The 26,108-nt window shown below is 57.8% G+C and carries 27 protein-coding genes and 1 riboswitch; of the genes, 14 read left to right on the top strand and 13 right to left on the bottom strand.

The genetic code is table 11. The features are described from left to right. The first annotated feature begins 11 nt into the window (after nucleotides 1-11). Entirely contained in the window at nucleotides 12-584 is a 573-nt protein-coding gene (locus tag ABIE13_RS22290) for a YdeI/OmpD-associated family protein (RefSeq protein WP_354447541.1), read from the top strand. Nucleotides 585-826: 242 nt separating this feature from the next. Here ABIE13_RS22290 and ABIE13_RS22285 read toward each other — a convergent pair whose 3' ends face one another. Together ABIE13_RS22285 and ABIE13_RS22280 are read right to left on the bottom strand one after the other, a co-directional pair. Continuing rightward, nucleotides 827-1,168, bottom strand: coding sequence for a hypothetical protein (locus ABIE13_RS22285; RefSeq protein WP_354447539.1), 342 nt, complete (start codon nucleotides 1,166-1,168; stop codon nucleotides 827-829). A 309-nt stretch (nucleotides 1,169-1,477) separates the two neighbouring features. Continuing rightward, a complete protein-coding gene (locus ABIE13_RS22280; protein WP_354447537.1) occupies nucleotides 1,478-2,692 on the bottom strand; it encodes a DUF262 domain-containing protein in 1,215 nt (404 codons plus the stop codon). A gap of 425 nt (nucleotides 2,693-3,117) precedes the next feature. On the opposite strand from ABIE13_RS22280, the gene ABIE13_RS22275 reads away from it, so the two are divergent. Both ABIE13_RS22275 and ABIE13_RS22270 read left to right on the top strand, forming a co-directional pair. Beyond that, the gene (locus tag ABIE13_RS22275; protein ID WP_354447535.1) at nucleotides 3,118-4,194 is read left to right on the top strand and encodes a DUF3800 domain-containing protein; all 1,077 of its coding nucleotides are present in this window, start codon (nucleotides 3,118-3,120) and stop codon (nucleotides 4,192-4,194) included. Between the two features lie 363 nt (nucleotides 4,195-4,557). Continuing rightward, entirely contained in the window at nucleotides 4,558-5,013 is a 456-nt protein-coding gene (locus tag ABIE13_RS22270; protein WP_354447533.1) for a DUF4124 domain-containing protein, read from the top strand. A 208-nt stretch (nucleotides 5,014-5,221) separates the two neighbouring features. Here the strand turns inward: ABIE13_RS22270 and ABIE13_RS22265 are convergent, their stop codons facing one another. The 5 genes from ABIE13_RS22265 to ABIE13_RS22245 all read right to left on the bottom strand — a co-directional run bounded on the left by ABIE13_RS22265 (nucleotide 5,222) and on the right by ABIE13_RS22245 (nucleotide 9,357). Further along, complete coding sequence (locus ABIE13_RS22265) at nucleotides 5,222-5,701, bottom strand: hypothetical protein (RefSeq protein WP_354447532.1); 480 nt, start codon at nucleotides 5,699-5,701, stop codon at nucleotides 5,222-5,224. Between the two features lie 111 nt (nucleotides 5,702-5,812). Further along, nucleotides 5,813-6,313 (bottom strand): DUF1801 domain-containing protein, encoded by a 501-nt coding sequence (locus ABIE13_RS22260; protein WP_354447530.1) that lies wholly within the window; start codon nucleotides 6,311-6,313, stop codon nucleotides 5,813-5,815. 32 nt (nucleotides 6,314-6,345) lie between these two features. Then, complete coding sequence (locus ABIE13_RS22255) at nucleotides 6,346-7,044, bottom strand: dienelactone hydrolase family protein (protein WP_354447528.1); 699 nt, start codon at nucleotides 7,042-7,044, stop codon at nucleotides 6,346-6,348. 47 nt (nucleotides 7,045-7,091) lie between these two features. Then, on the bottom strand, nucleotides 7,092-8,447 hold the full coding sequence (locus tag ABIE13_RS22250) for a Rieske 2Fe-2S domain-containing protein (RefSeq protein ID WP_354447526.1): 1,356 nt from the start codon (nucleotides 8,445-8,447) through the stop codon (nucleotides 7,092-7,094). Nucleotides 8,448-8,481: 34 nt separating this feature from the next. Next, a complete protein-coding gene (locus ABIE13_RS22245; protein ID WP_354447524.1) occupies nucleotides 8,482-9,357 on the bottom strand; it encodes a TauD/TfdA dioxygenase family protein in 876 nt (291 codons plus the stop codon). Between the two features lie 235 nt (nucleotides 9,358-9,592). Here ABIE13_RS22245 and ABIE13_RS22240 point away from each other — a divergent pair, with 235 nt between their 5' ends. Further along, nucleotides 9,593-10,594, top strand: a complete 1,002-nt coding sequence (locus ABIE13_RS22240) for an ABC transporter substrate-binding protein (RefSeq protein ID WP_354447522.1) — start codon at nucleotides 9,593-9,595, stop codon at nucleotides 10,592-10,594. A 604-nt stretch (nucleotides 10,595-11,198) separates the two neighbouring features. Here ABIE13_RS22240 and ABIE13_RS22235 read toward each other — a convergent pair. The 4 genes from ABIE13_RS22235 to ABIE13_RS22220 all read right to left on the bottom strand — a co-directional run bounded on the left by ABIE13_RS22235 (nucleotide 11,199) and on the right by ABIE13_RS22220 (nucleotide 14,380). After that, complete coding sequence (locus ABIE13_RS22235) at nucleotides 11,199-12,020, bottom strand: ABC transporter ATP-binding protein (RefSeq protein WP_354447520.1); 822 nt, start codon at nucleotides 12,018-12,020, stop codon at nucleotides 11,199-11,201. A gap of 15 nt (nucleotides 12,021-12,035) precedes the next feature. Continuing rightward, nucleotides 12,036-12,920: an ABC transporter permease gene (locus tag ABIE13_RS22230; RefSeq protein WP_354447518.1), complete on the bottom strand. Its 885-nt coding sequence runs from the start codon at nucleotides 12,918-12,920 to the stop codon at nucleotides 12,036-12,038. Continuing rightward, nucleotides 12,917-13,795 (bottom strand): sulfurtransferase, encoded by an 879-nt coding sequence (locus ABIE13_RS22225; RefSeq protein WP_354447516.1) that lies wholly within the window; start codon nucleotides 13,793-13,795, stop codon nucleotides 12,917-12,919. Before ABIE13_RS22225 ends, ABIE13_RS22230 begins: the two co-directional genes overlap by 4 nt. A 126-nt stretch (nucleotides 13,796-13,921) precedes the next feature. Then, a complete protein-coding gene (locus ABIE13_RS22220) occupies nucleotides 13,922-14,380 on the bottom strand; it encodes an Lrp/AsnC family transcriptional regulator (protein WP_354447514.1) in 459 nt (152 codons plus the stop codon). Nucleotides 14,381-14,526: 146 nt separating this feature from the next. Between ABIE13_RS22220 and ABIE13_RS22215 the strand changes: the two genes are divergently transcribed. After that, complete coding sequence (locus ABIE13_RS22215) at nucleotides 14,527-15,147, top strand: glutathione S-transferase N-terminal domain-containing protein (RefSeq protein WP_354447512.1); 621 nt, start codon at nucleotides 14,527-14,529, stop codon at nucleotides 15,145-15,147. A gap of 163 nt (nucleotides 15,148-15,310) precedes the next feature. Here ABIE13_RS22215 and nrdR read toward each other — a convergent pair whose 3' ends face one another. Next, nucleotides 15,311-15,760 carry a transcriptional regulator NrdR gene (gene nrdR, locus ABIE13_RS22210; RefSeq protein WP_354447510.1) on the bottom strand — a complete coding sequence of 150 codons (450 nt, stop codon included), beginning with the start codon at nucleotides 15,758-15,760 and terminating at the stop codon, nucleotides 15,311-15,313. Nucleotides 15,761-15,869: 109 nt separating this feature from the next. Then, the gene (glyA, locus tag ABIE13_RS22205) at nucleotides 15,870-17,117 is read right to left on the bottom strand and encodes a serine hydroxymethyltransferase (RefSeq protein ID WP_354447508.1); all 1,248 of its coding nucleotides are present in this window, start codon (nucleotides 17,115-17,117) and stop codon (nucleotides 15,870-15,872) included. Nucleotides 17,118-17,180: 63 nt separating this feature from the next. After that, nucleotides 17,181-17,318: riboswitch (ZMP/ZTP riboswitch) on the bottom strand. A 179-nt stretch (nucleotides 17,319-17,497) separates the two neighbouring features. Between glyA and ABIE13_RS22200 the strand changes: the two genes are divergently transcribed. The 9 genes from ABIE13_RS22200 to ABIE13_RS22160 all read left to right on the top strand — a co-directional run bounded on the left by ABIE13_RS22200 (nucleotide 17,498) and on the right by ABIE13_RS22160 (nucleotide 26,015). Next, nucleotides 17,498-19,513 carry a TonB-dependent receptor plug domain-containing protein gene (locus tag ABIE13_RS22200; protein WP_354447506.1) on the top strand — a complete coding sequence of 672 codons (2,016 nt, stop codon included), beginning with the start codon at nucleotides 17,498-17,500 and terminating at the stop codon, nucleotides 19,511-19,513. A gap of 28 nt (nucleotides 19,514-19,541) precedes the next feature. After that, on the top strand, nucleotides 19,542-20,864 hold the full coding sequence (locus ABIE13_RS22195; RefSeq protein ID WP_354447504.1) for an HmuY family protein: 1,323 nt from the start codon (nucleotides 19,542-19,544) through the stop codon (nucleotides 20,862-20,864). An 80-nt stretch (nucleotides 20,865-20,944) separates the two neighbouring features. Beyond that, a complete protein-coding gene (locus tag ABIE13_RS22190; protein ID WP_354447502.1) occupies nucleotides 20,945-22,018 on the top strand; it encodes a hemin-degrading factor in 1,074 nt (357 codons plus the stop codon). Between the two features lie 20 nt (nucleotides 22,019-22,038). Beyond that, nucleotides 22,039-22,902 carry a heme/hemin ABC transporter substrate-binding protein gene (locus ABIE13_RS22185; protein ID WP_354447500.1) on the top strand — a complete coding sequence of 288 codons (864 nt, stop codon included), beginning with the start codon at nucleotides 22,039-22,041 and terminating at the stop codon, nucleotides 22,900-22,902. Further along, nucleotides 22,899-23,951 (top strand): FecCD family ABC transporter permease, encoded by a 1,053-nt coding sequence (locus ABIE13_RS22180; protein ID WP_354447498.1) that lies wholly within the window; start codon nucleotides 22,899-22,901, stop codon nucleotides 23,949-23,951. The genes ABIE13_RS22185 and ABIE13_RS22180 overlap by 4 nt, the downstream gene beginning before the upstream one ends. Next, nucleotides 23,948-24,742: a heme ABC transporter ATP-binding protein gene (locus tag ABIE13_RS22175; protein ID WP_354447496.1), complete on the top strand. Its 795-nt coding sequence runs from the start codon at nucleotides 23,948-23,950 to the stop codon at nucleotides 24,740-24,742. The genes ABIE13_RS22180 and ABIE13_RS22175 overlap by 4 nt, the downstream gene beginning before the upstream one ends. Nucleotides 24,743-25,097: 355 nt before the next feature. After that, nucleotides 25,098-25,313, top strand: coding sequence for a hypothetical protein (locus ABIE13_RS22170; RefSeq protein WP_354447494.1), 216 nt, complete (start codon nucleotides 25,098-25,100; stop codon nucleotides 25,311-25,313). 37 nt (nucleotides 25,314-25,350) lie between these two features. Further along, nucleotides 25,351-25,620, top strand: coding sequence for a translation initiation factor IF-1 (gene infA, locus ABIE13_RS22165; protein ID WP_354447492.1), 270 nt, complete (start codon nucleotides 25,351-25,353; stop codon nucleotides 25,618-25,620). 56 nt (nucleotides 25,621-25,676) lie between these two features. Continuing rightward, nucleotides 25,677-26,015 carry an RNA recognition motif domain-containing protein gene (locus tag ABIE13_RS22160; protein WP_354447490.1) on the top strand — a complete coding sequence of 113 codons (339 nt, stop codon included), beginning with the start codon at nucleotides 25,677-25,679 and terminating at the stop codon, nucleotides 26,013-26,015. The last annotated feature ends 93 nt before the right edge of the window (nucleotides 26,016-26,108 follow it).

The raw sequence follows: 26,108 nt of genomic DNA, 5'->3' as shown, positions 1-26,108 counted from the left end.
TGATCATTGATATGGCAAGCCCACTCTTTTTTCAGACACCCAAGGGCTTTCGGGTCTGGCTTGACGCCAACGGCGCCACTGCGTCGGAATTGATCGTAGGTTTTCACAAAGTCGCGACCAGCACGCCCTGTATGACTTGGTCCGAATCCGTGGACGAAGCTCTCTGCTTCGGTTGGATAGACGGCGTCCGCAGACGCATCGATGATCTGAGCTATTCCATCCGTTTTACACCCCGCAAACCGGGCTCGATCTGGAGCGCGGTGAACATTGCCAAGATGGCCAGGCTTGAAGCCGAGGGCCGGATGACTGCGGCAGGGGCTGCTGCGTATGCAATGCGAACCGAGGCGAAATCTGCCATCTACTCGCACGAACAGCCATCGATTGCCGAACTGCTGCCGGGTGAGTTGGCGGATTTCCAGCGTAGCGGGGCTGGGTGGACCTTTTTCGAAGCCACACCGGCTGGCTATCGCAAGCGCGTACTGCACTGGGTCACTACAGCGAAGAAGGACCAGACACGAGCCGGACGGTTGGCCCAACTGATGGAAGCTTGTGCTCAAGGAGCACGTTTACCGCAGTTCAAATGAAGTGACTGAAAGCACGGCACTATGATGAGCCTTCATTTTTCGGATGATTTTCCGTCAACTGAATTGGCTTATTGAGACTTTCATATATCCATGAAAAACACCCGTTCGGGCTGAGCTTGTCGACGCCTTGCACGGCGCTTCGACAGACTCAGCGTGAACGGTGACAGGTTGATTGTCATAAACGACGAAAACGTCAATAACCCGCCGATCGAGCTTTCGCTCAGCTCCCATGGTCAAGAGAACTAAGGCGTCGCAGTGCCATTTTTTGACTTGGGCGCTCGAACGGAGATGAGCTCGAGATTTTCCAGTGGAAGAACACGACCGCGTTGAGTTTGAGCGTCAACGATGGCAATGTGTGTTGGAGAGGTGTCAAGCACAAAACCTGTGGCTACGAACTCGTCATTGCGTTTGAGCTCAACACAGGAATACATCGAAAGCTGGCAGCCTTTCCTGAACTCCAGTTCATGTTGTTCAGCGGAGGCTTTCCCGGCGAACTCTCCTAGGCCTGCAGGAACACGTACGAATACCGTCAACAGAGCAAGTACGAGGGGAAATATTCCCATGAACAAGGCAGTGAGCACCATGTATCGAATTAGGCGACGTCGCCATTTTGGCTGACACGCAAGCCATGCAGGTGACTTGCAGGTCAGCGAGCCCTACATGGTTGTATGTGCTCATGCGACCATGCTATCGCCGCGTGCTGCCGGGGTACGTTTGCGAGGTTAGGCCGTCAAACGTTGTTCTCTCAAACGTTTGCTTCCACATGTTGCGCGGCTGATTGCAAGTCAGACCACGCGGAATTTCACGTGAGTCCGACTGGTGCTACGGGCGCAGCGAATCTGCTGCCTAATTTCGCCGCTTGCACTGGTCGTATTCGATGGTGGCCTGTAGGATCAATTGTCCCCATATTTCCACGTGTTGACAGCAAGGCCTGCCAAATACTCTTGCCGCTTTTCAATAGCCGCGCGATTCCATTTGTCAAAATTGCAAATGACGAATGTCGTTGCGAACTCCGGGCACTGAGAAAAAATTTCATCCTTCTTATCGTTAAACGATTTTGCTCCCACTTTCTTGTTTTTTGCTTTTGGGACCAGCGCTAAGTTTCCTAATCTGTTGACAAAATCTCGGTGCTCGTCCGCCTCGACGCTAGTATCGCTCGGTTTCCAGTGCTGGTTTACGTTCTTCGGTAGCACGTGCTCAAGATTTACTTCATCGGGGTCGGAATTCACAATTTTCTCTGTTGGCGAGATACTGTTTTCAATTTCCGCGAGAATGTAGCGTGCGCGCTTTGTGTCGGTAACGCTCTTTAACTTGAATGCATCGGAGAATGAATTGTCGCCTGGATAGATCTGCTTCAACTCTTTGAAAACGTGAGCCGCTTTGGTTATCGTCTTAGCCCAAATGGGTTTCGGGAGGTCGGAATAGTAGTTGGCGGCAACGCCAGTCCGCTCTTCGCCGATAAAGTTATACCGTACAGCCATTACGACCAACAACTTGGTTAGTTTTCTGAACTCGTCCTTAGGGAAGTTCTCATAAGCCGCCAGCAGGATTGGAAGTGCTTGTTGTGCATCCAGCAAGCGAAGGATGTTTATATTCTTTTTGGTTTCTGCCGGGTGGTCATTCCACACTGGACTGGACCCACTCCGGAGGGCCTCGTAGATGCGAGCTGAGCCGGCAAGCTGATTTGCAAATGAGACGGCTTCTTGTGCAGAAGAGATCTGATCTCTAATCGACCGAAATAACCCAGTCGTGGATGTTCTGCCGTGTAATGAAGTCCAAAAGTGATTCAGAAAGCGGTTCTTTGGATCAGCATCCTGCAGGTTCTCCTTAAGGGCTGCCCATTTTTGCTTTACTTCGGGCAGGCCCGACTTTGCTTTCGAGAAGAGATGGTTCTTCAGTAAGTCCAGAGTGTCGAGGGATCGCCCTCGATCATTTAGAGTTTCAAAAATCTGGTACGCATCAGCCTCATCGCTAACGCTCAGTATAAGAATTTTCACCTTCTCCTTCAGGTAGGTGACGATTTCCAGCAATTTTTTGTCGTCGAAGCCATCGCCCATGTATTGCTTTACAAGAGCGAGTAGGGAAAATCGGGCGCGGCTGGAGTCCACGTCCGGGGCTACAGCCGCCAACGCCAGTAGGGTCGTTCCAGCCGACTCCGGATCGTGATGGAGAACACCATCTATCCAACCGCCGCGCCCACCTCGTGCCGGTCACTGTCCGCGAGCGCGGCGACTTCACGACCGTAGGTGTGTTCAGATCGCGTCCGGAGGGACCGAGTTACGGCAGGTCGCTCACGTGGAGTGAGAGCTGGAGAGAAGACGGCCTTTCCACTATGCACTACAGTATTCCCGAGGGGTTTTCGTCACGGATCACCCGCATGGCTATGGACCATCTCCGAGGCGATGCCCCGCCGCCGCCATCATGGGACAGACTGGGCACCGATCACTTGAAATGGTCTACCGGTACATTCGGCCAGTGGAGAAGTGAAACCTCCCGACCCTTCTGAGATACAGACAAACGAACAAAATCGTAAATGACCACGATTTACTGTGATGAAGCAGGCAATTCGGGAGCGAACCTCCTGGATCCTGAGCAACCTTGTTTCGTGCTTGCCTCTAATGACTTCTCGCGCGAGGAAGCCGAATCACTCTTGGAGCACGTTCGCTCAGCGCAAGGCGCCGAACCCAAGTTCACAGGTCTAAGGAAATCGGGAAACGGCGTCGCGAGGTTGATCCGCTTCCTTGCCGATCCTCGACTGAGTAACGAGCGTGTAGTGGTCGACGTCTTTCACAAGAAGTTCATGGTGACCACAAAGCTTGTAGACATCGTGGCTGAGACTGTGGCGCACGAGTTTGGGCCGGACCTCTACGAGTGCGGTGCGAATCTTGCAATGTCGAACATGCTGCACTACTGCATGCCTGTCTTTTGTGGCCAGGAGAATACAGACCGATTTCTGGCTGCATTCGTTGAATTGATTCGTCGGAAGGGGCCTACTGAGGTCGATAATTTCTACGCGGCGGGCGACGCCATGATCAAAGCGTGCACGAGCGACGATTTCAAGGGCGACCTGTTTCCGTTCGTGGAGCGCAGACTCTTCGACATCTGGTTTGGGGGGTATCTTGACTCGCTGGCGCTTGACCCCGCCATCCCCGCACTCTTCCAACACATCGCAGCTTGGGGATCTAGAAAAGAAGACCGCTTTCATGTAGTGCACGACGCCTCGAAACCTATCCTCGCGTCTCAGGCGACCTTCCAAGACATGCTAGCGTTGACGGGTGAGGGGTCCAACCTGATCGGTTACGACCGTCGGAAGATGCGATTTCCCCTACGCGCTCTGACACTCACGCAAGCTGATTCAACCTTGCATCCCCAACTCCAGGTTGCTGACCTGTGCGCAGGCATCACCAACCATCTTCATCGGTGCTGGATAGCCGACAACTTTGACGAACTCGCCACGGCGACTCGTGACTTGGGTCGCGTAGATTGGACGTTTAACGGCGTAGTGCCATCTCCTGATGTCACACCGGAAGCGCTTGGTACTGCTGAGGGCGAAGGTACGAACGCCGTCGATGCGATAGCCGAGCACCTCTGGCAACGCCGGCAGTTCTGATTCCAAAAAGAAGACGGCGCCGAGCGAAAGCTCGGCACTGTGTGAGTTGACTTGCGAGTCGCAGCGCTTCACGCTGCTAAATGCTTGACTCACAAAAAATTTGGCGGAGTGGACGCATTCAAGCCCTCGCGCCGGGCGTGAGAGACCGATTCTGGAGTAACCCGGTACGCGCCGATCGTGCTTTCTAATGTTTGCTTGGTGCCAGCCAGCGTGAGGTCGCCGACCGGCATCGAGCGATACCAATTGCTGCTTCTCGGTCACTCAGCCGAGAGTCTGAGCTCATATCACGCTTCGACTTTAGTACGCACAAAGGGAGATTGACGCTTTACTTTTGAGGTGAGAATGTCGTCAGGAGGATGGGAAGTGAAGGTAAATGCCTTTTTTGTGAGCATAGGTTGGATGGCGCTGTTTGCAACTTCGGCAATGGCCCAGGTCTACCGATGCGAAGTGAACGGAAAAGCCAGCTATTCAGACGAACCATGCCTGGGTGCCAAGCGTGTGGATGTCACTCCTACTCGCGGGCTGGACAAGCTTTCCGGTAAAAGTCAGAAGAGCAGCGAGGTCCGTCGGGAAGAACACAATAAGCTACTGGCTGATTTCGAGCGACCGATACTGCGGAGAACGCCCGAAGAACGTGCGACGTACAGCAGGCGTGCACGGAACAATCTGACCCCCGAGGAGATGGCCGAGTGCTATGTGAGAGACCCTCGAATCGAGAGCCTTGAAAAAGAAGAAAAGACGGCAAATGGGGCGGAGCTGAAGCAAGTGCAGCAACAGCTTTTGAAGGAACGCAAGCGTCAGCGGGAGTTGAAGTGTTGAGCGGCTTCGCGTCCATGTCATAGCGGAGTTTCGTCGCAGCGTCTTGCCGACGGGACGCCCTCAGCGTTAAGGCGCCCTGGCCACAAATTCCAGCGCTCCATTGTTACGGAGTGGCCACACAAAATCTGGACGACTACTTTGGCTGGCAGAGCATCATCGAGTTGGACGATTCCGTAGGCTGCAAGGGGCTCTTGACTGCTTCATTTCGTTAGGCAATTGAATGCGCTGATTGGGGAATGAATTCCGCCGAAAGCGCAATCAACTTATTGAGTTGCCACGAGAATTCACCGTCAAACGCTTCGTGATGCGCCACCGCGCCATATCCGCCGTCCGCATACACCATTGCATAGGCCGAGTAGCTTGCCGCTTGTATCGCCTTCCCATTGACGGCATTCGCAATGGCGTAGCTTGCTGATACTGCCGCATGGCCACATCCGTCAATGGACTTCGATCCGCGATGCCGGTTGGCAAGCTGATCCGCGTCCTTTTGAACCTGCAAAAGGACCACGGCATCCAGAGTGCCCTCCAGATATTTTCCCAGAAGGTTCAGGCACTCCACGACTTCCGGCTCTTCCAACAAATGCTCGATGCGCTTGGCGCAGGCATATCCAAACGCCAGTCTGAGCCGCTCATTCTCGGGGGCAGAAAGACAAATGCTGTTTGCGTAAGTTTCAAGCTGCTGGTTCATTTCAGTTGATCCTTGAATGCCTATGGCAAATATGAATCATTCCGAAAGCTTTTGCAAATCCTTCTCTGCGAACCGATCTGGCTGGGGCACACACCTCAAAAATTCTGGAACTCAGGCTTTTGGCTTGACCTGCCTCTTTTGCGCGTGATAGGTGAGGGAGGCGCCGATACAAAATGCCAATTCATCCGTAGGCAAGTCGTCGGAGATGTTGAAAAGCAAAGCGCGATTACCTTCAAAGTTGAAATCATCTCGGAACAGGGTGCGAAATGTATCAACGAGGTTCGTATTGCAATTGAAGTAGAGCGCAAATTGTTCAGGTTGCTTGCTCTTCCAGTCCATTCTGATGGTGCTGCCACTCTTGCTTGCTGCCGTCACATACGCTGGTTCGCCCCATTTCAGGGTCTCCTGGATTTCGCCAACGCCATCTGTCGCAGCCGCCACTTTGAATACCAGATCTCGAAGGGACAGCATCTTTTTGCGCACAGGCGGCGGATAGGCACTGAAGCGAGCTTCAACCGCAGGGTCCGCAAAGGCCTTCATAAAAACTCTCCAATGCGCCAATAACTGGCTCACTGCAAGTTTAAACAAAGTACGGCCTAACGCAACTTGCAAAGGGGCAGAGTTGCCAGCTTGTGATTCCGATGTCAGGCAAGCGAATACTTGAAGCTGCGGGCCAGGAATTCCAAAGTGCGGTTATCCGCCAGCTCAGCCGATTCGGTGTGAAATTCAGTCCGGTCACGGTTAGCAAAGCCGTGGTCTGCATCGGGGTAGACGATGACCTCTGCGTCGTCCAGGCCCGCCAGTGCTTCACGCAACGAGCGGCGGAATTCGGGCTTGGTGCGTTCGTCGTGGTACGCCAGATGGATTTGCTGCGGAATGCCGATGCTGCTGGCTGTGTCAATGCCGTTGGGTAGATTGCCTGGGTAGTAGGAGACGATGGCGGCCGCCGTGGCCAGGCTGGCGGCTTGGTACGAGTAGAGGCCACCCCAGCCCAACGCGACGATGGCCAGTGGCAGGTTCTCGCCTTGAGGAATGTGGGCACGCAGGGCCTGGGCTGTTTGGGCGATGTCGGAGACGATCTGGTCAGATTGCAATTGGCCGATGGCTTTGCGGGCGTTGTCGCGGTCGGCGTATTCAAAGTCCAGATTGGGCGCTACGCGCCAGAGCAGATCGGGGGCCGCAGCGGCATAGCCTGCCCTGGCCAGCCAGTCAGTCACGCGGCGCACTTCCTTGTTCACGCCGTAGATTTCCTGGGTGACGATGATCAGGCCTTTGGCCGGGCCTTCTGGCAGCGCCAGGTAGGCGGTGAAGTTGCCTTTTTCGGTTTGGATCTTCAATGTCATGGGGTCGGTGTCCTTGGGGCTTGGATGGGATAGGTGATGAGCTCGCGCTAGTTCGTGGTGGCTTCTTCGATTTCAGGCTTTGCGTCAAGGCCTGAGCCTGGTTGCTCATCTGGCTCGGCCGCAAGCAGGAAGGCATCTACCTCGGTCCAGTCCTGGCCTGGCTCCAGAAACACGGCGCAGGAGCGGATGCGGGCATAGTCGACGCTGGCCGCGTCGCGCAGACCCCATGGCGCCTCACCGCGTTGAACCGCGTCTGCGGCCTTGAGTAATTGGCGCCTGACGTGGATGATGGTCTTGTCGCTCTGGCTCAGGTATTCACGCGTGCGGTCGACAATGGAGCCCATGGACTCTTGCACGATCATGTCTTCTTCAAAGAAATGACGGTTGGGGAACCCACTGAAATGGCCTTCCTTCATCGCGGCGCGGTCTTGTCCCCACATGTCGTCCGGGCCGCTGGTGGGGTTGAGGAAGTTGTCTGGGTCTGGGTTGGCATAACGCCAGAAATCATCGATCTCTCCAGGCTCAAACGCAGCGTCTGTGCGGTAGTTCAACACCCACTGCGTGCAGGTCTCGTCATCGATGGGCACGGACATGACCAGTTTGCGGCGCGTGGGCTTGCCAGGAAAGCCAGGCAGGAACGAGCAGTAGGGCGCCACGAACTCGCGGATCTTGGCAAAGCGGCGGCCATCACCAAAATCACGCACCGCACCTTCTCGGAAGCCGTAGGGCTTTTCCAGAATTTCGAATGTGGGGGACGAGACGGAAGTCGTGGCTGTGAAGTTGGCACGCATGCCTTCAGACATGGGTGATTCGCTTACGGGGCGGCTGAAGAGCACCCCGCTGTGCAGAAAGCTCAGGTGCGCTGAATCAAGCACGGATTCCAGCAGTTGGAGCCAGTTGCTTTTGATGAGGCCGGAGCGCACGTCAATCTGGTCGTCTTGCAGGTCGACGAACTCGAAGGCAGGGAAGGGCGGTGCCGGATTTTCTTTGTCTATGTGTACCCAGACCATGCCGCCGGCTTCACGCACGGTGTAGTGTTTGAGTGGCACTTTGCGCGCAAAGGCTTCGCGGCGTTCGGGCTGTTCTGTGGGCACGTCTACCGTCTTGCCACTGACGTCAAACTTCCAGCCGTGGTAGAGGCAACGCAGGCCATTGCCTTCGTTGCGAGCCAGCGCGAGAGACGCGCATCTGTGCGGGCAGGCTTCGTCAAAGAAGCCCACTCGGCCATCGGTGGCGCGAAAGACCACAAAGTTCTCACCCAGCAGTCGTATGCGCAGCGGCGCCCCGTCTCTTTCCAGGCGAGCTGAGCGGGTCACAGGGTGCCAGTAGCGGCGCAGAGTCTTGCCCATAGGCGTGCCGGGCCCTACGCGGCACAGTTTTTCATTGTCTTCGTGGGTCAGCATGCGGCCTGCTCCTGTGTGCGCTGCGGTGGATGAATCAGTTGACGCAAGCGCGGTAGAACACGCGGCTTTGCTTGGCGAAGTCGCCGATGCCGCGGTGCTGCACGGTGCGGTTGTCCCAGAGCACCAGGGTGCCAGGTGTCCAGCTGAATCGGCCTTGTACTTCGGGTGACTTGATGGCTTCAAACAAGATGGTGAGCAGGCTTTGGCTGACGGTGCGGCTGACGCCCTTGATGTAGGTGGTGTAGGACTCGTTGACGAAGAGTTGCTTCTTGCCGGTCTCGGGGTGCACCCGAACGATGGAGGTTTCAATGGGTGCATTCAGGGCGCGCTGGCGTGCGTATTCCTGCTTGTCGAGAAAGCGGTCAGACATGTGTCCGGTGGCGTCCCAGTAGTGCACTGCCGTCAACGTTTCCAGGTACGCTGTAAATAGCGGGTCCAGTCGCTCGTAAGCGGCTACGGCGTTGCTGAAGAGCGTGTCGCCACCGAACTCGGGAACGGCCTTGCCAAACAGTGCGGTGTAGTTGGGTGGGTTGGGGCGGAAAGCCTGGTCGATGTGCCAGATGTAGTTGCGGGCTACTTTTTTGTCTGTGGAGTCAACGATGTTGGCCTGGGTCTCTTTGGATACCGCAGGGGTTTGAGGGCCACTGTAGAGCACAACCTCCCCAAAGGCTTCCAGAAACTCCGTGAAGTTCTGCCCGGTGACCGTGCCGGGTTCGAACGACAGAAGGCCGTGCTGGAGCAATGCCTGTTTCAGTGCGTGTTGAGCTGACTCTGGTAGCGTGCCTCCGCTGTATCGCAAGCCTTTGACAATTGCCCCGACAGCAGGTTGCCAAGGCGTGATGGTGAAGTCCAGCGCAGGGGTGTTGACTGCGATGGGGTTCTCTAGAAGTTCGGCTTCAGCAACGGACACGGTGAGCTCCGGAACAGACTGTTGGAAGAGGGCGAGATTGGCTCTGGCGTGCTCTCGCTCGTTTTCATCCTTGCGCGTTGGATGAACTGAGTGCGGGCACAGAGACATTCTTCGCTTCTGCCATTCATCTGCAAAGGACGCAGTTCATGTATGAATAGTTGAAATCCGAGCTTGGGTGCTCACGGAGTCGACTCTATTCTTTGCTGCTCTTTCTTTATTTCACGACGGGGTTTTGATGACACGCAGTGCTTCTTCGGTAATCGACCTGGCAGGTCGATTTGCAAAAGCTGTTTCGCGATTAACGATCGTATTGGGGTTGGCGCTGGCCACCACGGTGACGTTTTCGCAGACCAAGATCAAGTTCGGTTTGATCGGGACCAATGAATCACAGCTGCCTATCTGGGTGGCGGTGAATGAGGGCCTGTTCAAGGCGGAGAAGATCGAGATCGACCCCATCGCGTTTCGGGGCGGTGGCGTAGCGGTGCAGGCTTTGGTGGGTGGGTCTATTGATCTGGCTGCGTTTGCAACGGACCATGTTCTGCGTTTGAACAACAGGGGAGTACAGGCGCGCTACCTGATTGGTATCGACCGCTTCATTACGCACATTCTGGTGATTCCTGCGAACAAGGATTACAAGAGCTTGCGTGATTTGAAGGGCAAGAAAATTGTGGTGTCTGCGCCTGGCAGCTATTCGGACAACGTGCTGCGTTGGTCTATTAAAGAACTTGGACTGGATCCGGACAAGGACTTCACCATCATTGGTACGGGAGGTGCTACGGCGGGACGTGCGGGCCTGGATTCTGGACAGGTGGATGCGCTGATGACCACGACGCCCGATCTCATCAACGATGAGATTGAGTCGCCTGGCAAGTATCGGATCTTGTACGACTGGCGCACGATTCCGCATTCTGGTCAGGCCGTGATTGGCAAGAAGGAATGGGTAGACAAGAACCCTGAAGTGGCCAAGGGGGTGGCACGAGCGATCTACAAGGCTGAGCAGTTGATTCAGAACGACCCAGCAGCTACGCAGCGCGGGGTGAAGAAGCTGTTTCCTGAGCGCAGTGATGAGTTTGTGAAGCGCTTTGCAGCGGCGGCGCCCAAGATTTTGTCGGCGGACGGGCAGATATCGCCACCGGGGTTTTTGAAGATGATTGATATCTTGCGGTCGGTGGAGCCGGATTTGAAACCTATCAAGCAGGTGGATGTGGACTTGACGGATAAGCTGTTGGGGCGCTGATTCTCGGGTTCATGCTTTTTTGAGAATGCCAGGCGTTTGCTTGGCATTTTTTTGGGTGTACCGTTGTGCAAAGAGGTTTAAGGGTTGGGTGTTCGAGGTTTGATGGGACTTGGTTTTGGGGCGTGCGGAGGAGGGGCAGTGCCCGATGGACCTCCAGCTCCGGCGTGGCGGTTTGGTGATTGGGAACGGGGAGAATTGCCGAGCAGGAGCTCGGCGGTCCCAGGAAACAGCCGAACAGCCACTCCCGGCCAAGTCTGGGTTTCAGCTTGTGTGTGCTTCGCTTGAGGGAAGTTGGTTGGAGGCTTCGTGGGGGAAGCGCTTTGCGACTGCCAACCACCTGTTTGGAATTTTTTGGCGGTAGAAAGGATGAGGAAGATGCCAAGCTGGAGCTTGGCGCTCCCAGGGAACAGCCAATGCCGGCTAGGTCCAGGTCTCGGGCCGGAGTGCTTGGGTTTAGGGAAGATGGTTAGGGTGCTTCGCGGGAAGCCTTCTACAGCTGCCAAGAACTTGCTTGGAAATTTTTTGGCGATAGAAGGGGGATGAGTTGCCAAGCTGGAGCTTGGCGCTCCCAGGGAGCGGCTAATCCGTCGGGCGGCGCAACGGGTCAGGCGGCTCGGACTGACTCGGTCATGATGTCGTTCCAGATGGCGTCGACATACCGGTGGAATGCGGGCAGCTTGCGCACATTGCGTGAATCGCGTGGGCGGGGCAGGTCTATCTGGTATTCAGACTTGATGCGGCCAGGCCGGCCAGTCATGACGACGACGCGGTCTGACATGCTGACGGCCTCTTCAATGTCATGCGTGACGAACACAACGCCTTTGCGGAAGCGGCTCCAGATACTCAGCAACTCTTGACCCATGAGCAGCTTGGTCTGAGCGTCCAGTGCGCCAAAGGGTTCATCCATCAAATAGATGTCTGGTGAATACGCCAGCAAGCGGCAAAGCGCCACGCGTTGGCGCATGCCTCCGGAGAGGGCGCGGGGATAGTAAGCGCCAAACTGTTCCAGGCCGATGAGGGCGAGTAGTTCGTCTATACGTTTCTCGCGGTCGTTGACCGGATACCCTGCGCACTCCAGGCCGACGGCTATGTTTTCACGTACGTTGGCCCAGGGCAAGAGGACATCACGCTGAAACATGAAGCCAATGCCGGGCGGTGTTCCTCTGACGGGTTTGCCCCGCACCAGGACTTCACCTGACGCCGCTTCAGCCAAGCCGGAGATCAGCTTGAGCAGTGTGGATTTTCCGCAGCCGCTGGGGCCGACGATGGAGAGAAACTCACCCTCCTTCAGGTTCAGGCTGACATCTGCCAGGGCCAGCACCGTGCCGCCGTAGTCCATGGCGACATTCTTGATTTCCACTGCAGGCTCAGCTGAATTCAGGGCAGCTTGCCGCAAGAGTTCGGGGTCGGAGACGATCGCATTCATGGTGTCTTGCCCAGGTCAGTAGCGGTTGCGAATCAGGCGGACTTCGGCGAGCTTGACCAGCTCGTTCAAGACGATGCCGACCACCATGAGAATGACCAGGCCGGTAAAGACCCCAATCACATCTATTCGCCCGGCGGCATGCTCTACGTACCAGCCCAGGCCACGGTTGGAGCCGAGCAGTTCTCCAACCACTGACCCAATCAGGGCCAGGCCAACCCCCACACGAATAGAAGCAAAGATCCACGGCACGATGGAGGGCAGGGTCACCTTGCGGAAGATATAGGTGCGAGAGGCCCGCATAGCCTTGAGCATGTCGACCAGGTCGCGGTCCACACCGCGCATGCCTTCATAGGTGTTGAGGATCACCACGAACACCACCAGTGAAAAAGCCATGACGATCTTGGACATGGGGCCAATGCCAAACCACAGGATGAACAGCGGCGCGAGGGCGATGCGCGGAATGCTGTAGAGCCCCAGGAAGAAAGGCTCCAGCACACGTTCCACAAACTTGCTGTAGGCGAACAGCAGGCCCACAGGAACACCCACCACCAGACTGAGCAGCAGCCCTGCGGCGGCCTGGGTGACGGTGGGCGTCAGGTGCCAGAGCAAGTCGTTTGAGACGATCAGGCTCCACAGGCGCTGCGCGACCTTGCTGGGCTGGCCTATCCAGAACGGATCCAGCAGCCAGCGTGCGGCTGCTTCCCACAGCAGAACGAAGGCGACCGCAAATACAATGCGGGCGATGATGACGCGCGTGTTCTCACGGCGAGCCCTGTACTCGGCAGGGGTAAGCGCGGGGCGAAGCGCCTGCGCCTGCGGGGGCTCGGGGTTCGCTGCTCTGTCTTCGGCGTAAGAACCCGGTGGCTTGGCGCGGTAGATAAATGTCGGTGCGGTGCTCATGTGCTGACCGCTTCTTTATATGGGGCTGCAGCACGAGTCGGGTGTTCCAGCGGCAGGTCTTCACGATTGCCCCATTCGCCCCAGGAGCCGGTGTAATTGCGCGGTGCGGAGAAACCTGCCAGCTTCAGCGCAAAATAGGTATGCGCAGCCCTCACACCGCCCCCGCAGTAAACCGCAACTTCGCGGTCTGGCTGAAGGCCCAGGTCGTAGAAGGCCGCGCGCAGTTCGGACGCTGGTTTGAAACGCCCCAATGCGTCAATGTTGTCGACGTAGTCGCGATGGGACGCACCGGGAATGGCGCCGGCGCGATTGGCGCGGATCTCTTCGCCAAAGTATTCGGCGGCGCGTCGGGTATCCAGAATTTGCAGATGGGTGTCGTCCTGGCGCGTGAGAATTTCTGCGTGGCCAATGACGGCCTGAGGCACTGGAATGGCCTTGAAGTGAGTCGGAGCGTAGATCGGCGCTTGAGTGGTCAGTTCGGTTTGCTGGAGCGCGGCAATCCCGCCGTCGAGCAGGGAGACGGCTGGGTGGCCCAGGTACTCCAACAGCCATGCGCCGCGTGCGGCGCGTGAGTCAGAGCGGTTTTCGTAGAAAACCACGCGTTGTTCACGCGTGATGCCCAGCAGGGAAAAGATCCATTCATACTGGGAAACCAGAGCCTTCAAGCCTGTGGGAGACGTGTCGTGATGGGCGAAAAGACCGACGTCCAGATGCCGCGCACCGGGAAGATGGCCTTGCCAATAATCGTTGGCAGGCCGGGTGTCGATCACCACCACATTGGAGTCTGACAAATGGGCTGAGAGCCATTGTTCGTCGACCAACAATAGGTGCAGGCTGCCTGGGGCGGCATCGTTCTTGATAACTGCTGAGCTCACGCTGGGCTACTCCTGAAACATTGAGGCTGGAAGGCGTTCAATGAGAATAAGAGTTACCTTGCAGTGTCAGAAGGACTATTTCCGTATATCGTTATTTCAAACGAGATGGGGCATGTGGGGGGCGAGTCAGCGCCCGGGCATGCGCAGCGCCTGAATGGAATCGTGCTTGCGGACTGGACTCGACAGTACCAGCGATGTCGTCACCGAGCCATGCACGGCCAAGGCGTCTACCACGCGCTCTAAATTTGCAGGTTCTGCAATGGCGCAACGCACCACGAAACAGTCCTGCCCGGTCACGCGGTCAACTTCCAGCACTTCGGGCATGCTCTCGAACAATTTCAGATAGGGCGCTATGCCTTGGTGATTGGTTTCAATGCGAATGATGGCGTTCAGGCTTACGCCAATCTTGCTCAGATTCACGCGTGCGCCGTAACCCTCGATCACGCCCGCTTCCTCGAGCTTGTGTACGCGTTCGCTCATGGCCGGTTGCGAGAGGCCAATGCGCTTTCCCAGTGCTGCGAGACTTTGTCGCGCATCTAGCTGCAGTGCCTGAACTATCAACCAGTCTTTCTTGTCGAGTTGCATAGATTCAAAAGGAAATAGGTGCGCGACTCTTAAAGGCTGCCGATACTTTATCGGTTTGCGAAGCATGTTTCCGATGTTTTGCCCTGTTCGATCAGAACCTTGTCGCCTATCGTACAAGCTCAACCCCAGTTTATTAAAGAATATCAATGCAACTCATCGGCATGCTCGACTCGCCCTACGTTCGACGCGTGGCTATTTCTCTGCACCTGCTGGAATTGCCGTTTGAACACCAGCCCCTCTCCGTGTTCAGCACCTTCGAGCAGTTCAGCCAAATCAACCCGATTGTGAAAGCTCCCACGCTAGTAACTAATGATGGTACGGTGCTGATGGACTCAACACTGATCTTGCAATGGGCCGAATCACTCTCTTCGCATAGTCTCACTCCTGCCGATTCAAGGCAGCAGCTGCGCGACCTCAGGCGCACCGGACTGGCCCTGGCAGCATGTGAAAAGGCAGTACAGATGGTTTATGAGCGCCAATTGCGGCCCAGCGAAAAACAGCACCAGCCGTGGCTGGACCGGGTGGGCCGCCAGTTGGATGCTGCTTACGCTGCTCTGGAGACAGAGTTTTCGCGCGGCTCAGAAGAAGTCGAATCCAACCGAATGACGCATGGCCAGATTGCTACAGCCGTGGCCTGGAGCTTCACTCAGTTGGTGCTGCCTGGACGGATACTGGCGTCAGCGCACCCTGCCATTGAGCAATTCACGACAACAGCCGAACAATGGCCCGCCTTCCGTGCCTGTCCTCAGGTGGATTCCGGCCAGTGAGGTTGGGAGCAGCGTTAGCGCCGCTACCCCATCACCGGTTGGCAGGCCCCCAATCCTCTGCCTCAGGCAGAGGGGGCTAAGACATTCGAGCAGGGGAGGATGAAGAGGAAATGGCGCTGCGCCAGCCTTCCTGGGTGATCATTGAAGCGGACGGTGAAGCGGCTCAGCGCCGCACTTCATCTACCAGGGCGCGGAACTCGTCGATGTCTTCAAAGCTGCGGTACACGCTGGCAAAACGTACGTAAGCGACTTTGTCGAGCTTCTTCAATTCGCGCATGACCAGCTCGCCTATGCGGGAAGAGGGCAGCTCGCGCGCGGCGGCGGAGAGAATTTTTTCTTCTATGCGCTCTATGGCAGTGTCTTGCTGCTCAGTACTGACCGGGCGTTTGCGTAGCGCGAGGTCCAGGGAGTCTTGCAGCTTGGCGCGGGAATACGGCACCCGCCGGCCGTCTTTCTTGACGATGCTGGGAAAGCTGACGTCAGGCCGTTCGTAGGTTGTAAAGCGCTTGGCGCAATGAGCACACTGGCGGCGCCGGCGGATGAAATCGCCTTCGTCGGAGACGCGGGTGTCGACCACCTGCGTCTCGTTATGGGCACAAAAAGGACACTTCATCTGCTTGCTCGGTAATGACCGGCGCTACCGGCGTGGCCGCCGATGAGAAACGACGGATGGGCCATGGTAGCGCTCATTGGTCACACGTGGCAAGCAGCTGGTTTGCCTGTCAGCCGCGGTAGACCGGGAAGCGGCGTGTCAGGTCGGCCACCTTGGCGCGCACGGCGTTCAGGTTGGCTTCGTCGCGTGGGTTGTCCAGCACGTCTGCCACCAGGTTGGCCGTGGCACGGGCTTCTTCTTCCTTGAAGCCGCGCGTGGTCATGGCGGGAGAGCCGATACGCACGCCACTGGTCACCATAGGCTTCTCAGGGTCGTTCGGAATCGAGTTCTTGTTGATGGTCATGTGCGCTGCGCCGAGAACGGCTTCAGCTTCCTTGCCGGTGATGCCTTTGGGACGCAGGTCCACCAACATCACATGGCTTTCAGTGCCACCGCTCACGATGCGCAGACCACGCTGGGTCAGCGTCTCGGCGATGACTTGCGCGTTCTTGCGAACCTGAATGGCGTATTGCTTGAACTCTGGCGACAAGGCTTCCTTGAACGCGATGGCCTTGGCTGCAATGATGTGCATCAGCGGGCCGCCTTGCAGGCCGGGGAACACGGCACTGTTGATGGCTTTTTCATGCTCAGCCTTCATGAGGATGAAGCCGGAACGAGGACCGCGCAGGCTCTTGTGCGTGGTGCTGGTCACGATGTCGGCGTGAGGTACAGGGTTGGGGTACTGGCCGCCAGCGATCAGGCCGGCGTAGTGAGCCATGTCCACCATGAAAATCGCTCCGACGTCTTTGGCCACTTTGGCAAAGCGTTCAAAGTCAATGGCCAGGGAGTAGGCGCTGGCACCGGCCACGATCAGTTTTGGCTTGTGTTCGTGCGCCTTTTTCTCCATCGCGTCGTAGTCGATGGCTTCTTGTGCGTTCAGGCCATAGCTGACCACATTGAACCACTTGCCGCTCATGTTCAATGGCATGCCGTGGGTCAAATGGCCACCTTCAGCCAGGCTCATGCCCATGATGGTGTCACCAGGCTTCAGGAAGGCCAGGAACACGGCTTCATTGGCAGAGGCGCCGCAGTGGGGCTGTACGTTAGCGGCATCTGCGCCAAAGAGTTGCTTGACGCGGTCAATGGCCAGTTGCTCGACCACGTCCACATGCTCGCAGCCGCCGTAGTAGCGACGGCCTGGGTAGCCTTCTGCGTATTTATTGGTGAGCTGTGTGCCGGCGGCTTCCAGCACGGCTGGTGAAGCGTAGTTTTCGCTGGCGATCAGTTCGATGTGGTCTTCCTGACGTTGGTGCTCAGCCTGAATGGCGGCCCAGACTTCAGGATCGGTTTGTGCAGTGAGGTTTTTACGGTCGTACATGGTTTGGCAGTCCTTCGGTGGAAGGGAACGTCCCAGGGACGCAATGAGTAACAAGCGTCCCTTGCGGGCTGCCCAGGCGAACGGCTGAATCGCCAGCTAGAAGTTGCCAGCGGTGCGCTTCCCAGTGGTGTTCGGAGGCGTAAAGCACCTGATCCACGTCAGCGGCATGAAAACCGCCTATCGCCAGTCGCGCACCTTGCCAAGTTTATCCGACAGCGGTGCCCATCGCTTCTGAAAGGCCGCAAGCTGTCGCTTAAAGAACGCATGTGTGCAAAAGAAACTTCCTCGTGCTACATTAGAATGCGAATGACTTGCATTGTCATTAGCGTTGGCATTCGCATTCGCGACCACGCCGCTGTCGAAATTCCCACACCTACCTCATGCCTGTTTCTTCTTTTCGCTCCGCGCGGTGGTTGCTTCCCTGGCTGGCCGTAGCCTCGGCTCAAGCGCAAACCCAACCCCAGCCTCAAGAAGCGGTGTCCGCTACCTTGAAACCGGTGGTCATCACGGCCACGCGCACTGAGCGCGACATCGACGAAGCTCCTGTACGCACTGAGGTCGTGACAAGAGAGGAGATTGAACGCACCAATGCCCATACGCTCAAGCAAGCGCTTGAGAACGTGCCTGGCCTGCAGATGCGGGAAGTCCTGGGTAAATCGGGCTACGAGCTGTCTTTGCAGGGCTTGAGTGCCGACCAGGTTTTGGTGTTGATTGATGGCTTGCCCATCACGGCCAGCACCGGCTCGACGGTAGATTTGAGCCAATACCTGCTGGACGAAGTCGAGCGCATTGAAGTGGTCAAGGGCGCCAGTTCGGCCCAGTACGGAAGTTCCGCCATGGGCGGCGTGGTCAACGTCATCACGCGGCGCCAGGCTGCCGGGTTCGGCGGCACGGCTTCTGTCGATGGCGGCAGCTATGGCAGCCAGAATGACAGCGGAAGATCCTTCAATGCGAACAACCGCAACGCTCGCTTCAGCCTGGGCGGAGGCGGCGAGAAGTGGCGCCTGTCCGTTTCTGGCGAGCGCCTGGATGGTGCGGGCTTTGGCGTAGACCCCAGCAGCTACCCGCGTCAGGGCGATGCCAGCTTGCGCCAGCAACTGGCTGCCCGCGGTGAGTGGATTCCCAGCAAAGACGGGCGCGCCTGGCTGGAAGCTTCGCACTACACAGAAGACGATACCCAGCGCTACAACCTGTTTGTGCCGCCTAACCAGGTGCCTCAGCGCAAGTTGGAGAACATCACGCGCGACCGGGTGAGTGGCGGGGTGGATTGGCGCTTTGCCAATGGCATGCGGGCGCAGGTCAAAGGGGTGAATGAGAGCTACGACAGCCATTCACCAGGCTATTCCAACGAAGTCCTGGCTACGGACCGCCGTTCAAGCCAACGCATGCAGCACTTGAGCAGTCAACTCGAGCTGCCGGCCTGGGGGCGTCAGCTCTGGATGATTGGTGCGGACTATCACCACGAGACCCTGTCTCAGACCAGTAACGGCTCTTCAGAGTTGGTGACCCTGGGCAATGCCAAACGCAGCAATGCCGAGTTGTTCGTTCAAAACGACATCATCCTGAATGACACCTGGGAAGTGCTGCTGGGCTTGCGCGGCCAGAATGATTCTGACTTCGGCAGCCACTGGGCACCCAAGATCAGTGTTCGGGCCAATCTGCTGAACACGCCTGAATGGACGGGTGTGTTCCGCGCCAGCCTGGGCCAGGGCTACCGCGTGCCTAACCTCAAGGAGCGCTACTACCTGTTTGACCATAGTTCACTGGGCTACAAGGTGGTGGGCAATCCGAATCTCAAGCCCGAGTCTTCGACCAGCTTGCAACTGGGCGCTACTTTGAAACGCGGCGAGCGTCTGACCATTGACGTCAACGGTTTCTACAACCGCGTGCGCGATCTGATCCAGACCGACGACGTCAACGCTTCGGTGGTGGATGGCATTGCCACCTATACCTACGCCAACATTGCCCGTGCGCGCACCAGCGGCCTGGACACCAGCGTGTTCTGGCGTGCCAGCCCCGCGCTTTCACTGAACGCGGCGCATACGTATACGTCTACGCGCAACGAAACCACGGGCCAGGAGCTTACGCGCCGGCCGCAACAGATTGTGCGTGTGGGGGCGGACTGGCGCGTACAGCCCAATACCGTTTTGGGCCTTCGCCTGCGGCACCAGAGCAGCGAACTGGTAGATACCGCCACACGCGCCCGCTCGCCTGGTTGGACCACGGTGGACTTCAGCCTGAACCATCGCATTGGCAAGCAGGTCACGCTGTTCTTTGGCGTGAACAACCTGACCAACCGCCAGCGTGACTTCGTCAACACCAACGATTTCGGGCCCATCTCCGGCCGCTACATCTACCTCGGCGCCAGGTTCGCATTTGGCAATGCCGTTCGTTAAACACATTCACAGTAAGGAGCTAGTCATCATGAAATCCCATTACCTCAAGTACGTTTCTGTGGCCGTGGCCGCATTGGCTCTTAGCGCCTGCGGCGGCGGTGGGGATGACTCCCCGGCACCTGCCCCGACGCCAACGCCTGCTCCAACACCCGCTCCTACGCCAACGCCCGCACCATCGCCTACCCCTGCGCCTACACCTGCTCCAACGAGCAAATTCACGCAGAACGCCACGTGGGCCGTCACCTTGCCTGCGTCCGGCCAATCGGTCTGCTATGACTTCGACGCCAAGACAGAAGCTGCCTGCACAGGAGCGGCCTGGGACATCAAACTTGTGAGCGGTGGCCGTTCGGCGAGCGTCTTCACCAACAGCGGCCCTAGTGGTAGCGGCACGGGCGGCGCGTTCGGCGGCCCCTTCACCCACACCTGGGCGGATCTGGAAAAGTGGAACGATGCGCTGATTGATCCTGTGAGCGGTGCCATTCCGGCCACCCTGTACGCAGCAGACACCGCCAAGAGCGCGTTCACAGGCGTTAACGCCATTCAAGCGGCTGCGTTTGAATACGACCTCAACGGTACGCATCAACTGCACCCCAACTTCCGCGTGTTCCTGGTCACGACCAACAGCGCCTCCGCTGTCGTCACAGGCGCCGATGGCCCCGTGTTCGCGTTGCAGATGACGGGCTACTACGGCGGCCCCACAGGCACAGCGTCCGGCTGGCCCACATTCCGCTGGGTCGATACAGCCAACCCTGCCGTCGTGAACACCGCGAGCGTGAACGCCTCTGCGGGCTGGGTCTACTACGATCTGGTCAGCAAGAGCGTTTCTACCGAAGCAGGCACATGGCATGTGGCTTTCAACCGCTACAACGTCAAGCTGAACGGCGGCACTTCTGGCGCAGCCAAAGTGGCTGGCTTCCTGAGCAAGACACCTGATGGCTTCTATGCTGCTGACGGCACGACTCCTGTCGTGGCCAAGTTCAATGCAGCGACCAACCTGGCAGATACGCTGGCCGATTTGCAGGGCAGCCTGACGGGGCCAAGAGCAGCTTCCGCCTGGGTGGTGGACTCTATTGGTTCGCAACTGTCGCCCAACTACACAGGCACCTACCCGAACGCTCTGAACTACGGCTGGTACAGCTACTACCCCACTGACGCAGCAGCTGCGGCCGTGGGCCTGACTCAGCACATGTTGAAAGCCCACCCTGAGGCTGCTTCGCTGGTGAAATCCGGCACGGGCAACAGCTATGCCCGCGTCCGCTTGGCCAGCATTGCATATGCACCGGCCACGCCAGCTTATGCCGGCGCACAGACCTGGACGTTCGACTTCGGTATCCAGCCCGCTACGCCCTGATCGTCAACGTCTCTCACTGCCCCTTGCCCGCTTTGGGCCAGGGGGCCTGCTTTTCAAACAAACTCTAATCGTCCCAACCCATGAACGTAGAAACATTGAGAACCCGTTTCGCCGAAGCCCGTGCTGCAGGAAAACGAGCGCGTGACGCCGCCGAATCCATCGGCGTGAGCGAAGGCGAAGCTGTTGCAGCGCATGCCGGTAATCACGATGGCGCTTTGAAAGCAGTGCCGCTGACCAAGTCCTGGCTGGATATTTTGAAAGCCGTGGGCGAATGTGGTCCGGTTCTGGCGCTGACGCGCAATGAAACTACGGTGCATGAGAAAACCGGCGTCTATGAAAAGCTTTCTGCGCAGGGCCCTGTCGGCCTGGCGCTGGGTGGCCCCATCGATCTGCGTCTGTTCTTTATGCATTGGCACGCTGGCTTCGCAGTGACCGAAGCGGCTGCACAGCCTAATTCGCCCGCTGCTTTGAGCCTGCAGTTCTATGACGCCAGCGGTCTGGCGGTACACAAGATCTATTGCCGCGATGCGACCGATAGAGCAGCCTTTGAGGGCGTCATGCAGCGTTTTGCAGATGCTTCGCTGGCCCCCGAATTCAAGCCCCGTCCAGTGGCTCCTGCGGTCAAGAGCGATGACGCCATTGATGCCGATGGGCTGCTGCAAGCATGGGCTGGCATGAAGGACACCCACGACTTCTTCGAAATGCTCAAGAAGTTCGGTGTGGAGCGCCAGCAGAGCTTCCGCCTGGCCGAAGGCCGCTTCACGCGCCGCGCACCCGCCAACGTGGCGCGCCAAGTCTTGCAAGAGGCTGCATTCGATGGCGCACCGATCATGGTTTTTGTGGGAAGCCTCGGTTGCATCCAGATTCACACAGGCCCTGTGACGCGCGTTGAACCGATGGAAATCCGTGGTATTCAATGGCTCAATGTGCTGGATGCGGATTTCAATCTGCACATGCAGGAAGATGCCATTGCCAACGCCTGGGTGGTGGAAAAGCCCACGACCGACGGTACCGTCACTTCCGTCGAACTGTTCGACGCCAAGGGCGACTTGATGGCCATGTTCTTTGGCGAGCGCAAACCCGGCAATCCCGAGCGTGAAGATTGGCGTGCCATCGTGCGCAAGGCGGCGCCGACTGCGGCTGTTGCTGCGTAAGGCCAGGAGCGCGACGGTCCATGTTGTCAACTCCTTCGCGCCGCCAACTGCTGGCGGCGGCTCTTACCGCCAGCCTGCCGCTGGCGGCAAATGCCCAGCCGGCACCTGCCCGCTTGCCTCGTCTGGTCACCATCAACGGCGCGATCACGGAAGTGGTCTATCTACTGGGGGCGGAGGCTCAACTGGTGGGCACAGACACCACCAGCCTGTATCCGTCAGCCGCCCAGAAAACGCCCAAGGTCGGCTATTTGCGCCAGCTTTCTGCAGAGGGCGTGCTTTCGCTGAAGCCTGATGCGATCATCGCAACCTCCGATGCGGGGCCTCCTGTGGTACTGGATCAGTTGCGCAGTGCAGGTGTTCAGGTGGAATTGGTGAAATCAGATTACACCTGGAACGATGTGACTTCCAAAGTCCAAGCCGTGGGCCGCGCAGCTCGGCGCGAAGCCGCAGCACGTGATCTGCAGGCCAGGCTTGACGCGGAATGGGCTCAAGTGGGTCGCCAGGTGGCAGGAGTGACGCGGACCAAACCACGCGTGCTGTTCATTCTTTCCCACGGCGCTTCCGCTCAGGTGGCAGGGCAAGGTACAGCGGCGGAAGCCATGATCCGGTTTGCAGGCGGGGTCAATGCGCTCTCTGGTTTTCAGGGCTACCGCCCCATGACCGCAGAAGCCATGGCCAGCGCAGCCCCCGACATCATTCTTTCAACCGACCAGGGCATTGAGGCCATAGGGGGCGTAGACAAGCTTTGGCAACGGCCGGAACTGGCGCTGACGCCCGCGTTTCGCCGCAAAGCCTTGGTGGTGCAGGATGCTCTCTTGTTGCTTGGTTTTGGCCCGCGCTTGCCGCAGGCTGTACGAGAGCTGCATAGTCGGTTCTACGCGTGAGTGGCCTGGTATCGCCAGCTCGGCTGGCACCCCGCAGCGCGCTGGTGCTGGGGCTCTTGCTGGTGGCCGTGGCTTTTCTGGCGGGCAGTGCAAGCGGGGCGTATCACATCTCGCCTGGGCAGCTCTTGAAGCTGCTGGGCGAAGCGCTGTCCGGAAGCATCACGGATTCTCCGGAGCATCTGGTGTTCCTGAACATTCGACTTCCCCGCCTGGTACTGGCGGTGGCTGCTGGTGCTGGCTTGGCCATGGCTGGCGCCTTGATGCAGGGCATGTTCCGAAATCCTCTTGCAGATCCCGGTCTGATTGGCATCAGCAGTGGTGCTGCCTTGGCTGCGGGGGTGGCGATCGTGTTGGGGCAACGCTGGTTCCCAGACCTGCCCCATTCCTTGGGCAGCTGGACGCTGATGGTCGCCGCTTTCCTGGGCGGCTTGACCGTGACCCTGGCGATCTACCTCTTTGCGCAGGGACCTTCGGGAACGCACATTGGTGTGATGTTGCTGGCAGGCGTGGCAGTCAATGCCCTGGCCGGCGCGGGCCTGGGGTATCTCAATTTCGTGGCCACAGACGAGCAGCTGCGCAACATTCAATTTTGGCTCCTGGGCAGTTTAGGCGGGGCGCGCTGGAGTGCAGTGGCTCTGGTCGCCGCGGTGGTAGGCATCACTTGCGCGGCGGGCATGGCCTGGGCGAGGCCGCTCAACGCCATTGCGCTGGGTGAGGCACAAGCAGAGTTGCTGGGAGTCAATGTGGAACGCACCAAGCGGGCCGTGGTGGTCATCACCGCACTCGCAGTCGGGGCGGTCACGGCGACCACGGGCATCATCAGCTTCGTGGGGCTGATTGCGCCGCATTGGGTCCGTCTGGTCGCGGGGCCTGATCATCGGGTGGTGCTGCCCGGTTCAGCATTGTTGGGTGCGACCCTGGTTTTGACTGCTGATGCGGTGGCTCGCACTATCGTGTCGCCGGCAGAGATGCCTCTGGGCGTGCTCACGGCATTCATTGGTGGACCCATGTTCCTGCTGATGCTGCGCCGATTCAGGGGGCGAGTATGACGCTGCAATGCATGGGCGCGCGCGTAGGCCTGAATGGCCGGACCCTGCTCGAAGGCGTTTCGGCAACGCTTCGTCCGGGTCGCTTCACGGTCATTCTGGGCCCCAACGGTGCCGGAAAATCCACACTTCTTTCCTTGCTGTCTGCCCAGCGGCGTCCCGACGCCGGTCAAGTGCTGCTGGATGGTCATTCTTTGGCAGGCATGTCAGCGCACAAACTTGCACTCCGTCGGGCGGTCATGCCTCAGGAAAGTGCAGTGGCTTTTGACTTCACGGTGCGTGAGGTGGTGGAGCTGGGGCGCTACCCTCACCGCCAGCGCCCGGATGCCAACGAAGCCGGGATCATTGCGCAGGCGCTGGCGTCTACCGATGTGACGGCTCTTGCCCCGCGTATTTTCAATACGCTCTCTGGCGGTGAGAAAGCGCGCACGCATCTGGCCAGGGCTCTGGCGCAGGTGTGGACAGCCCGGCCAGATGGTGCTGCACGCTGGCTGTTATTGGATGAACCCACGGCGGCCCTGGATTTGTCGCACCAGCATCAGGCCCTGGGCTTGTTGCAGAACAGAGCCCGGCAAGAGGGAATAGGGATCATTGCGGTGCTTCATGATCTCAATCTGGCTTTGCGGTACGCAGACGACGCCCTGTTGCTGGCCAGCGGGAAGATTGCTGGATTCGGCCCAGTGGCTGAGGTGTTGACGCCAGAGCGCATGGCGAACATCTGGGGTATTACCTGTACACCAGTCAAAAATGACCAAGGTTTGTTGCAATACCTTTTCGAACCTTCGAAGGGGTAGGGTGAATTCACGCTGAATTCGCCTTGCGCGCACCCCTGGCTCAGGCCTGGCACACGCTATGAGTTCTGTAGTGTCTGCAATCTCAAGCAATAAAGTGTGATATAGGCTATACTGCATCATTGGCTCAAGGCGTGTTCGCTGCGTTGAACCAGCGTTTGACCTGATTGAAGCCTTAGCTTCGCTCGTTTGGGGCCACACCTCCCCCAAGCCAAAGACTGTCAACACTCTCTTGGCGAGCTCCACTCAATTTGCATGTTTTCTGCAAATTGACCTCTTCCGGCCCACAGCATTTGCCTTTTTGGCTCGGGTTCTCAAACCCCCTCTGTGAAATGGCCGGTTCCTTTTAGAAAGTTAAATGGTTAACTCCACAGCCCAAAATATTGGGCGGTATCTTGTCACGCCGATCACCCGCCGCACAGAGTCTGGTCTCTACCAGGCTTCGGTTTCGATCCGCCGTGGCATGCATGATCGAATTTTTCGCTTTATTCCGCAGTTTTGCAGTGATAGTGGGGCGCAGTTGTATGCGCTGGACCAAGCTCGCAGCATGGTGCTGAACCGACAGATCGGCTGAGCCGCCTATTCCCCCCCCTTATTCAAAAAGGACACTAATGGCAAAAGAAGAACTAATCGAGATGCAAGGCAAGGTAGACGAGGTTCTGCCCGATTCACGTTTCCGCGTCACGCTGGAAAATGGTCATACGCTGGTCGCCTATGCTGGCGGCAAAATGCGTAAACACCGCATTCGCGTGCTCGCCGGTGATCGCGTGTCTCTGGAGATGTCTCCCTACGACCTTAATAAAGGTCGTTTGACCTTCCGTCATCTCGAGCCGAGGAATTCGTCTTCGGGCGCTCCTCGGTCAGGCGCTCCGCGCCGCTGATCTTCCCCACCATTCATTGTTAAGCCAATCAGCCTTTTCTCTCTCTCAGGACATTTATGAACAACAAACTCTACGTCGGTAACCTTTCCTACAACACCCGTGATGACGACCTGCAACAAGCGTTTGCTGAGTTCGGCACCGTCAACTCCGCCAAAGTCATCATGGAGCGTGACACTGGCCGCTCCAAAGGCTTTGCCTTCGTTGAAATGGGTAGCGATGACGAAGCTCGCGCTGCTATCGAAGGCATGAATGGCAAGAGCGTTGATGGCCGTTCAGTGACCGTGAACGTGGCACGCCCTATGGAGCCACGTAGCAACGACCGTTCCGGTGGTGGCGGCTACGGCGGCGGCGGCGGTGGCTACGGTGGTGGCGGCGGTGGCCGTAACCGCTATTGATTAGCCTTTTGCCTCCTTTTCGGAGGTAAAAAAACAAAACGGCCTTCAGGCCGTTTTTTTTTGTTCACGTCAAAAGGTAGACACCAGGCAGAC

Source organism: Ottowia thiooxydans, assembly GCF_040548795.1.
In the GTDB taxonomy this organism is placed as follows: Bacteria; Pseudomonadota; Gammaproteobacteria; order Burkholderiales; family Burkholderiaceae_C; genus Ottowia; species Ottowia thiooxydans_A.
This window is presented reverse-complemented; position numbering and strand designations above follow the sequence as displayed.

Excerpts from the sequence above, each read along its gene's own strand:
- ABIE13_RS22175 (WP_354447496.1), top strand. The coding sequence starts at position 23,948 with ATGACGCTGCAATGCATGGGCGCGCGCGTAGGCCTGAATGGCCGGACC.
- ABIE13_RS22185 (WP_354447500.1), top strand. The coding sequence starts at position 22,039 with ATGTTGTCAACTCCTTCGCGCCGCCAACTGCTGGCGGCGGCTCTTACC.
- ABIE13_RS22230 (WP_354447518.1), bottom strand. The coding sequence starts at position 12,920 with ATGAGCACCGCACCGACATTTATCTACCGCGCCAAGCCACCGGGTTCT.
- ABIE13_RS22265 (WP_354447532.1), bottom strand. The coding sequence starts at position 5,701 with ATGAACCAGCAGCTTGAAACTTACGCAAACAGCATTTGTCTTTCTGCC.
- ABIE13_RS22160 (WP_354447490.1), top strand. The coding sequence starts at position 25,677 with ATGAACAACAAACTCTACGTCGGTAACCTTTCCTACAACACCCGTGAT.
- ABIE13_RS22240 (WP_354447522.1), top strand. The coding sequence starts at position 9,593 with ATGACACGCAGTGCTTCTTCGGTAATCGACCTGGCAGGTCGATTTGCA.
- ABIE13_RS22235 (WP_354447520.1), bottom strand. The coding sequence starts at position 12,020 with ATGAATGCGATCGTCTCCGACCCCGAACTCTTGCGGCAAGCTGCCCTG.
- ABIE13_RS22250 (WP_354447526.1), bottom strand. The coding sequence starts at position 8,447 with ATGCTGACCCACGAAGACAATGAAAAACTGTGCCGCGTAGGGCCCGGC.
- ABIE13_RS22255 (WP_354447528.1), bottom strand. The coding sequence starts at position 7,044 with ATGACATTGAAGATCCAAACCGAAAAAGGCAACTTCACCGCCTACCTG.
- ABIE13_RS22170 (WP_354447494.1), top strand. The coding sequence starts at position 25,098 with ATGGTTAACTCCACAGCCCAAAATATTGGGCGGTATCTTGTCACGCCG.
- ABIE13_RS22220 (WP_354447514.1), bottom strand. The coding sequence starts at position 14,380 with ATGCAACTCGACAAGAAAGACTGGTTGATAGTTCAGGCACTGCAGCTA.
- ABIE13_RS22195 (WP_354447504.1), top strand. The coding sequence starts at position 19,542 with ATGAAATCCCATTACCTCAAGTACGTTTCTGTGGCCGTGGCCGCATTG.
- ABIE13_RS22285 (WP_354447539.1), bottom strand. The coding sequence starts at position 1,168 with ATGGTGCTCACTGCCTTGTTCATGGGAATATTTCCCCTCGTACTTGCT.
- ABIE13_RS22200 (WP_354447506.1), top strand. The coding sequence starts at position 17,498 with ATGCCTGTTTCTTCTTTTCGCTCCGCGCGGTGGTTGCTTCCCTGGCTG.
- ABIE13_RS22190 (WP_354447502.1), top strand. The coding sequence starts at position 20,945 with ATGAACGTAGAAACATTGAGAACCCGTTTCGCCGAAGCCCGTGCTGCA.
- ABIE13_RS22275 (WP_354447535.1), top strand. The coding sequence starts at position 3,118 with ATGACCACGATTTACTGTGATGAAGCAGGCAATTCGGGAGCGAACCTC.
- nrdR (WP_354447510.1), bottom strand. The coding sequence starts at position 15,760 with ATGAAGTGTCCTTTTTGTGCCCATAACGAGACGCAGGTGGTCGACACC.
- ABIE13_RS22290 (WP_354447541.1), top strand. The coding sequence starts at position 12 with ATGGCAAGCCCACTCTTTTTTCAGACACCCAAGGGCTTTCGGGTCTGG.
- infA (WP_354447492.1), top strand. The coding sequence starts at position 25,351 with ATGGCAAAAGAAGAACTAATCGAGATGCAAGGCAAGGTAGACGAGGTT.
- ABIE13_RS22215 (WP_354447512.1), top strand. The coding sequence starts at position 14,527 with ATGCAACTCATCGGCATGCTCGACTCGCCCTACGTTCGACGCGTGGCT.
- glyA (WP_354447508.1), bottom strand. The coding sequence starts at position 17,117 with ATGTACGACCGTAAAAACCTCACTGCACAAACCGATCCTGAAGTCTGG.